8 protein-coding genes are annotated in these 7,021 nt (G+C 69.9%); 3 read left to right on the forward strand and 5 right to left on the reverse strand.

All coding sequences use genetic code 11. From position 1 onward, the window contains the following. Nucleotides 1–80 precede the first annotated feature (80 nt). The 4 genes from L0P92_RS40110 to L0P92_RS40125 are packed head-to-tail and all read right to left on the reverse strand — an operon-like array spanning nt 81 to nt 3,203. On the reverse strand, nt 81–491 hold the full coding sequence (locus L0P92_RS40110; RefSeq protein WP_234768065.1) for a Fur family transcriptional regulator: 411 nt from the start codon (nt 489–491) through the stop codon (nt 81–83). Nucleotides 492–550: 59 nt separating this feature from the next. Beyond that, the gene (locus L0P92_RS40115; protein ID WP_234768066.1) at nt 551–1,453 is read right to left on the reverse strand and encodes a metal ABC transporter permease; all 903 of its coding nucleotides are present in this window, start codon (nt 1,451–1,453) and stop codon (nt 551–553) included. Further along, nucleotides 1,453–2,220 carry a metal ABC transporter ATP-binding protein gene (locus L0P92_RS40120; RefSeq protein WP_234768067.1) on the reverse strand — a complete coding sequence of 256 codons (768 nt, stop codon included), beginning with the start codon at nt 2,218–2,220 and terminating at the stop codon, nt 1,453–1,455. Before L0P92_RS40120 ends, L0P92_RS40115 begins: the two co-directional genes overlap by 1 nt. A 20-nt stretch (nt 2,221–2,240) precedes the next feature. Next, the gene (locus L0P92_RS40125) at nt 2,241–3,203 is read right to left on the reverse strand and encodes a metal ABC transporter solute-binding protein, Zn/Mn family (protein ID WP_234768068.1); all 963 of its coding nucleotides are present in this window, start codon (nt 3,201–3,203) and stop codon (nt 2,241–2,243) included. Nucleotides 3,204–3,365: 162 nt separating this feature from the next. On the opposite strand from L0P92_RS40125, the gene L0P92_RS40130 reads away from it, so the two are divergent. The 3 genes from L0P92_RS40130 to L0P92_RS40140 all read left to right on the forward strand — a co-directional run bounded on the left by L0P92_RS40130 (nt 3,366) and on the right by L0P92_RS40140 (nt 5,947). Beyond that, nucleotides 3,366–4,748, forward strand: coding sequence for a glycine--tRNA ligase (locus L0P92_RS40130; protein ID WP_234768069.1), 1,383 nt, complete (start codon nt 3,366–3,368; stop codon nt 4,746–4,748). A 98-nt stretch (nt 4,749–4,846) separates the two neighbouring features. Next, nucleotides 4,847–5,236 carry a VOC family protein gene (locus tag L0P92_RS40135; RefSeq protein ID WP_234768070.1) on the forward strand — a complete coding sequence of 130 codons (390 nt, stop codon included), beginning with the start codon at nt 4,847–4,849 and terminating at the stop codon, nt 5,234–5,236. Nucleotides 5,237–5,329: 93 nt separating this feature from the next. After that, on the forward strand, nt 5,330–5,947 hold the full coding sequence (locus L0P92_RS40140) for a LysE family translocator (RefSeq protein ID WP_234768071.1): 618 nt from the start codon (nt 5,330–5,332) through the stop codon (nt 5,945–5,947). A gap of 11 nt (nt 5,948–5,958) precedes the next feature. Here the strand turns inward: L0P92_RS40140 and L0P92_RS40145 are convergent, their stop codons facing one another. After that, entirely contained in the window at nt 5,959–6,894 is a 936-nt protein-coding gene (locus tag L0P92_RS40145; protein WP_234768072.1) for a serine hydrolase, read from the reverse strand. Between the last annotated feature and the right edge of the window lie 127 nt (nt 6,895–7,021).

Consider the following 7,021-nt stretch of genomic DNA (forward strand, 5'->3'; position numbering starts at 1 on the left):
CCGAAGAACGACCCCCCGGGGTCGAAGGGGCGGAGCCCCTGGGGATGGGACGGGTAGGGGCGGCGGGGGCGAGGGAATGGTCAGGTTGATGCGCAGTCCGCGCAGGTGCCGAAGATCTCCACCGTGTGGGCCACGTTCACGAAGCCGTGTTCCGCTGCGATGGCGTCCGCCCATTTTTCGACCGCCGGGCCCTCGACCTCGACGGCCTTGCCGCAGACGCGGCAGACGAGGTGGTGGTGGTGTTCGCCGGTGGAGCAGCGGCGGTAGACGGACTCGCCGTCGGCGGTGCGCAGGACGTCGACCTCACCGGCGTCGGCGAGGGACTGCAGGGTGCGGTAGACCGTGGTGAGCCCGACCGAGTCGCCCTTGTGCTTGAGCATGTCGTGGAGTTCCTGCGCGCTGCGGAACTCGTCGACCTCGTCAAGGGCCGCCGCCACGGCGGCCCGCTGTCGAGTCGCGCGGCCCTTTACGGGCGGTCCAGCGACTGTCACCGGTTGCCTCCTCACGTCTGCACTTGCCGGGCCATTGTGCCAGCCCGGACCGTCAGCGGTCAGGCGCCGACCTTCCCCGCGGCTTCCCGGCTGGCCGGAATCGCACACTCCGCCGGGTCACCGGAGGGCTGCGCGGCGGCCAGGGCACGGGCCCTGCGCCGGGCCAGCGGGGCCGCGAGCGCGGTCAGCGCGATGAACGCGCCGATGGTCAGCAGAACGATCGTCGCGCCGGGCGGCACGTCCTGGTAGTACGAGGTCACCGTGCCGCCGATGGTCACCGTCACGCCGATCCCGACCGCGATGGCGAACGTCGCGGCGAAGCTCCGCGTCAGCTGCTGAGCGGCCGCCACCGGTACCACCATCAGCGCGCTCACCAGCAGCAGGCCGACCACGCGCATCGCGACCGTGACCGTCACCGCAGCCGTGATCGCCGTCAGCAGGTTCAGGGCGCGGACCGGCAGGCCCGTCACCCTCGCGAACTCCTCGTCCTGGCTCACCGCGAACAGCTGGCGGCGCAGGCCGAGAGTGACCAGGACCACGAAGGCCGCCAGCAGGATGATCGCCGTCACGTCCGACTCGCTGACCGTGGACAGGGAGCCGAAGAGGTACGACGTCAGGTTGGCGTTCGAGCCGTTCGGGGCGAGGTTGATCAGCATCACGCCGCCGGCCATGCCGCCGTAGAAGAGCATCGCGAGCGCGAGGTCGCCGCGCATCCTGCCGTACCAGCGGATCAGTTCCATGGCGATGGCGCCGAGCACCGACACCAGTGTCGCCATCCACACCGGGGACCAGGAGAGGAGAAAACCGAGGCCCACGCCCGTCATCGCCACGTGGCCGATGCCGTCGCCCATCAGGGCCTGGCGGCGCTGGACGAGGTAGATGCCCACGGCGGGGGCCGTGATGCCCACCAGGACCGCGGCGAGCAGCGCCCGCTGCATGAAGTCGTAGTTGAGGAAGTCCATCAGCTCAGCAGTCCCGTGCGGATCGGTTCGGCGTCCGGCGCCGCGTGCGGGTGTACGTGGTCGTGGCCGGGCAGCGCGTGCTGGCCGACGGCCTTCGGGGGCGGGCCGTCGTGCAGGACGCAGCCGTCGCGGAGCACCACCGCCCGGTCGATCAGGGGCTCCAGCGGCCCGAGTTCGTGGAGCACGAGCAGCACCGTCGAGCCGGCCGCGACCTGCTCCCGCAGCGTCTGCGCGAGCACCTCCTGGCTGGCCAGGTCCACGCCCGCCATCGGCTCGTCCATGATCAGCAGCTCGGGCTGGGAGGCGAGCGCGCGGGCGATCAGTACGCGCTGGTGCTGGCCGCCGGAGAGGGCGCCCACCGAGTCCTTCACACGGTCCGCCATGCCGACCAGCTCCAGGGCGTGCCGTACGGCCGCGTGGTCGGCCTTGCGGAAGACGCCGAAGCGGGTGCGGGACAGCCGGCCCGCGGAGACGACCTCGCCGACCGTGGCGGGCACGCCGCCCGCGGCCGTCGTGCGCTGCGGGACGTAGCCCACCCGCGCCCAGTCGCGGAACCGGCGCCGGTCCGTGCCGAACAGCTCGATCTCGCCGGCGCTGACCGGCACCTGGCCGATGACGGTGCGCACCGCGGTCGACTTGCCCGAGCCGTTGGCGCCGAGCAGCGCGACGACCTCACCGCGGCGCACGGTGAGGTCGATGCCGCGCAGGACGGGGCGCGAGCCCAGCTCGGCGCGGACGCCGCGCAGCGATATGACGGGCTCGGTCATGCCGTCCTCCATGGGGTCGATCACTTGGCTCCCAGAGCCGTCTTCAGGGCCGTGAGGTTCGCCTGCATGACCGCGATGTAGTCGTCGCCCTTGGACTTGTCGGTGATGCCCTCGAGCGGGTCGAGGACATCCGTCTTCAGGCCCGCGTCGTCGGCGAGGGTCTTCGCGGTCTTGTCGGACACGAGTGTCTCGTAGAAGACGGTGGTCACGCCGTCGGCCTTGGCCTCCTCCTGGAGCTCCTTGATCCGGGCCGGGCTGGGCTCGCTCTCCGGGTCGAGGCCGGAGATGGCCTCCTGGGTGAGACCGTAGCGCTCGGCGAGGTAGCCGAAGGCGGCGTGGTTGGTGAAGAAGACCTTGGACTTGGTGTCCTTGAGCCCGTCCGCGAACTCGGTGTTCAGCTCGCCGAGCTTCTTGACCAGCGCGGCGGTGTTCTTCTTGTAGTCGGCCGCGTTGTCCGGGTCCGCCTTCTCGAAGGCGGCGCCGACGCCGTTGGCGATCTCGGCGTACTTCACCGGGTCGAGCCAGACGTGCGGGTCGAGGGCGTGCTCCTCCTCCTCGGAGTGCTCCTCCTCGCCGCCGTGCCCGTGACTGTCCTCGACCGCGCCGTGGTCCTCCAGCTTGGTCAGCGTGGCGGCGTCGATCTTCGTCTTGAGGCCCGACTGCTCGACGGTCTCGTCGACGGAGGGCTGCAGACCCTTGAGGTAGAGGGCGGCGTCGGACTCCTCCAGCTGTGCCCGCTGCTTCGCGCTGATCTCCAGGTCGTGCGGCTCCTGGCCGGGTTCGGTCAGACTGGAGACGTTCACATGGTCGCCGCCGATCTGCTCGGCGAGGAAGGCCATGGGGTAGAACGACGCGACGACGTCGAACTTGTCCGTGTTGCCCGCGGCCGCGCTGTCCGAGGAGCACGCGGAGAGGGTGCCGGCACCGAGGGCGGTGACGGCGGCGAGGGCGATCCCGGATATGTGCTTTCGTCGTACGTTCATGACAGTCATTTTCAGCCGTAGTGGAAACGATTGTCAACAAGCGTGATGAGCGGTCCACAGAGGGCAACCGATTTGGTTGAGGGGGATCCCCCGCCGGTACCCTGAAGCATTCGCTGTGAAGCGCCTCGCTTCGTCGCCCGTCGTCGTAATGAAGAGAGCACCGTGGCCGCCGACAAGATCGACACCATCGTCAGCCTGAGCAAGCGCCGTGGCTTCGTATTCCCCTGCAGTGAGATCTACGGCGGCCAGCGCGCCGCCTGGGACTACGGACCGCTGGGTGTCGAGCTCAAGGAGAACCTGAAGCGCCAGTGGTGGCGCTACATGGTGACGTCGCGCGAGGACGTCGTCGGTATCGACTCGTCCGTCATCCTTGCCCCCGAGGTCTGGGTCGCCTCCGGTCACGTGGCCACCTTCACCGACCCGCTCACCGAGTGCACCTCCTGTCACAAGCGCTTCCGCGCCGACCACCTGGAGGAGGCGTACGAGGCGAAGAAGGGCCACCTCCCGGAGAACGGCCTCGCCGACGTCAACTGCCCCAACTGCGGCAACAAGGGCCAGTTCACCGAGCCCAAGCAGTTCTCGGGTCTGCTCTCCACCCACCTCGGCCCGACGCAGGACAGCGGCTCCATCGCCTATCTGCGCCCCGAGACCGCCCAGGGCATCTTCACCAACTTCGCCCAGGTGCAGACCACTTCGCGCCGCAAGCCGCCATTCGGCATCGCGCAGATGGGCAAGTCCTTCCGCAACGAGATCACGCCCGGCAACTTCATCTTCCGCACCCGCGAGTTCGAGCAGATGGAGATGGAGTTCTTCGTCAAGCCGGGCGAGGACGAGAAGTGGCAGGAGTACTGGATGGAGCAGCGCTGGAACTGGTACACCGGCCTGGGCCTGCGCGAGGAGAACATGCGGTGGTACGAGCACCCCAAGGAGAAGCTCTCCCACTACTCCAAGCGCACCGCTGACATCGAGTACCGCTTCCAGTTCGGCGGCAACGAGTGGGGCGAGCTGGAGGGTGTCGCCAACCGCACCGACTACGACCTCGGCGCCCACTCCAAGGCCTCCGGCCAGGACCTCTCCTACTTCGACCAGGAGGCCGGCGAGCGCTGGACGCCGTACGTCATCGAGCCGGCGGCCGGTGTCGGCCGCGCGATGCTGGCCTTCCTGCTCGACGCGTACGTCGAGGACGAGGCGCCGAACGCCAAGGGCAAGATGGAGAAGCGGACCGTGCTGCGGCTCGACCACCGGCTGGCGCCGGTGAAGGTGGCCGTCCTTCCGCTCTCCCGCAACCCGGAGCTCTCCCCGAAGGCCAAGGGCCTCGCCCAGGCGCTGCGCCAGAACTGGAACATCGAGTTCGACGACGCCGGCGCGATCGGCCGCCGTTACCGCCGCCAGGACGAGATCGGTACGCCGTTCTGCGTCACGGTCGACTTCGACACGCTGGACGACAACGCCGTGACCGTGCGTGAGCGGGACTCGATGAAGCAGGAGCGGGTGTCGCTCGACCAGATCGAGGGCTACCTGGCCAGCCGGCTGATCGGCGCCTAGTCAGGGCCTGTTCGTGAGCTGAGGCTGACGGGAGACATCACGTCTCCCGTCAGCTTTTCGCGTGGCGGACCGGGCGTCGTCCGGGAAAGATCGTGCCCATGGCCTCAACGGTGACGAACATCGCGATCGACTGTGCGGACGCCTACCAACTGGCGTGCTTCTGGGCGGAGGTGACCGGGCACCCCGTCGATGCCGAGGACGGGCCCGGCGACGAGGAGACCGCGATCACGCTGCCCGGCGGTCCCACCCTGTACTTCAACCAGGTCCCGGAGCCCAAGACGACCAAGAACCGGCTCCATCTGTGCCTGCGCCCCGACACGACACGGGACGAGGAGGTCGAGCGGCTCCTTGGGCTGGGCGCCTCCCTGGTCGCCGACCGCCGTGAACCCGACGGCCGCGGCTGGGCCGTTCTCGCCGACCCGGAAGGCAACGAGTTCTGCGTGCTGCGCGCCGAGTCCGAGCGGGCCGCGCTGCCCGCGCCCGCCTGACCTGAGAGCTCCGTCGTCACTCGTCATTGGCCCCGGATACCGGCATCGCATTGGCCCTGTGTCCGGGGCCGCCGCGCGCCCAGGCTGGGCCGCATGAGCATCGCATTCCTGTTGACCACCCTCGTCGTCGTCGCCACTCCCGGCACCGGCGTCGTCTACACCCTCGCCGCCGGGCTCTCCCGCGGCCGGCGCGCGAGTGTCGTCGCTGCCCTCGGCTGCACGCTCGGGATCGTGCCGCACATGCTGGCCACCGTCACCGGGGTCGCCGCCCTGCTGCACGCCAGCGCCACGGCGTTCCAGATCCTCAAGTACGCCGGGGTCGCCTACCTCCTGTACATGGCCTGGGCCACGCTCAACGACAAGGCGGCGCTCGCGGTGGACGAGGGGGAGGGGGCCGCGCCGGTCCCGGCCGGGCGGGTGGTCGTACGGGGCGTTCTGGTCAACCTCCTCAACCCGAAGCTGACGATCTTCTTCTTCGCGTTCCTGCCCCAGTTCGTGAACCCCGGCGAGGCGCACGCCCTGCCGCGCATGCTGGCGCTCAGCGGGGTGTTCATGCTGGTGACGTTCGTGGTCTTCACGGCGTACGGCGTCCTCGCGGCGTCCGTCCGCAGTCATGTCACCTCCCGGCCCCGGGTGATGACCTGGCTGCGGCGGGGCTTCGCCGGGTCGTTCCTGGCGCTGGGGGCGAAGCTGGCGGTCACGGCCCGCTAGGGCCTGTCGGCCTAGAACCGGATCCATCTCGAACGGAGTTCGTCGCGCAGGCGCCGGGCGACCTGGCCCATGAGGGCGTCGGCGCCCGGCTGGCGGCCCGCGGCCACCCGGGACTCGGTCAGCACGGCGATGGCGTAGCTCTGGCCGTCGGCGTGTTCGACGACACCGACCTCGTGGCGCAGGTTGAGCAGCATGCCGGTCTTGGACGACCAGGTGGAGGCGTCGGAGTCGAAGTCCGGGGCGAGGCGGTTGCGTACGAGGTTGTTGGCCATGAAGCCGCGTACCTGTGCGGCGACGTCGGGGTGGACCGCCGAGGGCTCGGTGGCGCCGGGACGCCAGAGGGCTTGGAGGAGATCGACGAAGGCCCGGGCCGTGCCGGTGTTGGCGCGTGAGATGTCGAGCTGGGGGACCCGGTGACCGCGGCCCGGGGTGCCGGCGTCGATCGCGAGGGCGTGTGCCAGGTGCACGTCCGCCGGGTCGAAACGCTCCACCGGTGTCTCCATCAGCTCGCGCATGGTGTGCCGTACGGCGATGCCGCGCAGCCCCAGCTCGTGCAGGACCGCGCCGACCTGGTCGGGCGGGGTGAGGGCGAAGAGGGCGTCGGCCGCGCTGTTGTCGCTGATGCAGGTGCTGAGGTAGATCAGGTCCTCGACGGCGATGTGGGCCGGGTGTCGGAAGCGGCTCACTCCGGTCGGGCCGGGGGTGGTGATCCGGCCCGGCGGCACCTCGATCGTCTGGGCGCCGTCGAGTTCTGCGCGTCGGACGCGTTCCAGGGTCACCAGGGCGAGCGGGATCTTCACGAGGGAGGCGACGGGCAGCTCGACGTCGGGGTCGATCCCGATCTCGTCCCCCGTCTCCAGGTCCCGGACGAGGAACGAGCCGTACAGCCCGCCTTCGCGCAGGTCCCGGCGCAGGTCGCTGAGGAGTCGTTCGGTGTTGGTTGTCATGGGGTTGCCTTCGGTTCGCGTGACGACGGACTGAGCCTCCGGGCGGATTTCGCCCCCGCCGCCCCTACCCGTCCCATCCCCAGGGGCTCCGCCCCTTCGACCCCGGGGGTTGTTCGTCGGGTGCGGA

The sequence above is a fragment of the Streptomyces muensis genome, assembly GCF_021474425.1.
Lineage (GTDB): Bacteria > Actinomycetota > Actinomycetes > Streptomycetales > Streptomycetaceae > Streptomyces > Streptomyces muensis.

Excerpts from the sequence above, each read along its gene's own strand:
- L0P92_RS40115 (WP_234768066.1), bottom strand. The coding sequence starts at position 1,453 with ATGGACTTCCTCAACTACGACTTCATGCAGCGGGCGCTGCTCGCCGCG.
- L0P92_RS40120 (WP_234768067.1), bottom strand. The coding sequence starts at position 2,220 with ATGACCGAGCCCGTCATATCGCTGCGCGGCGTCCGCGCCGAGCTGGGC.
- L0P92_RS40125 (WP_234768068.1), bottom strand. The coding sequence starts at position 3,203 with ATGAACGTACGACGAAAGCACATATCCGGGATCGCCCTCGCCGCCGTC.
- L0P92_RS40135 (WP_234768070.1), top strand. The coding sequence starts at position 4,847 with ATGGCCTCAACGGTGACGAACATCGCGATCGACTGTGCGGACGCCTAC.
- L0P92_RS40140 (WP_234768071.1), top strand. The coding sequence starts at position 5,330 with ATGAGCATCGCATTCCTGTTGACCACCCTCGTCGTCGTCGCCACTCCC.
- L0P92_RS40145 (WP_234768072.1), bottom strand. The coding sequence starts at position 6,894 with ATGACAACCAACACCGAACGACTCCTCAGCGACCTGCGCCGGGACCTG.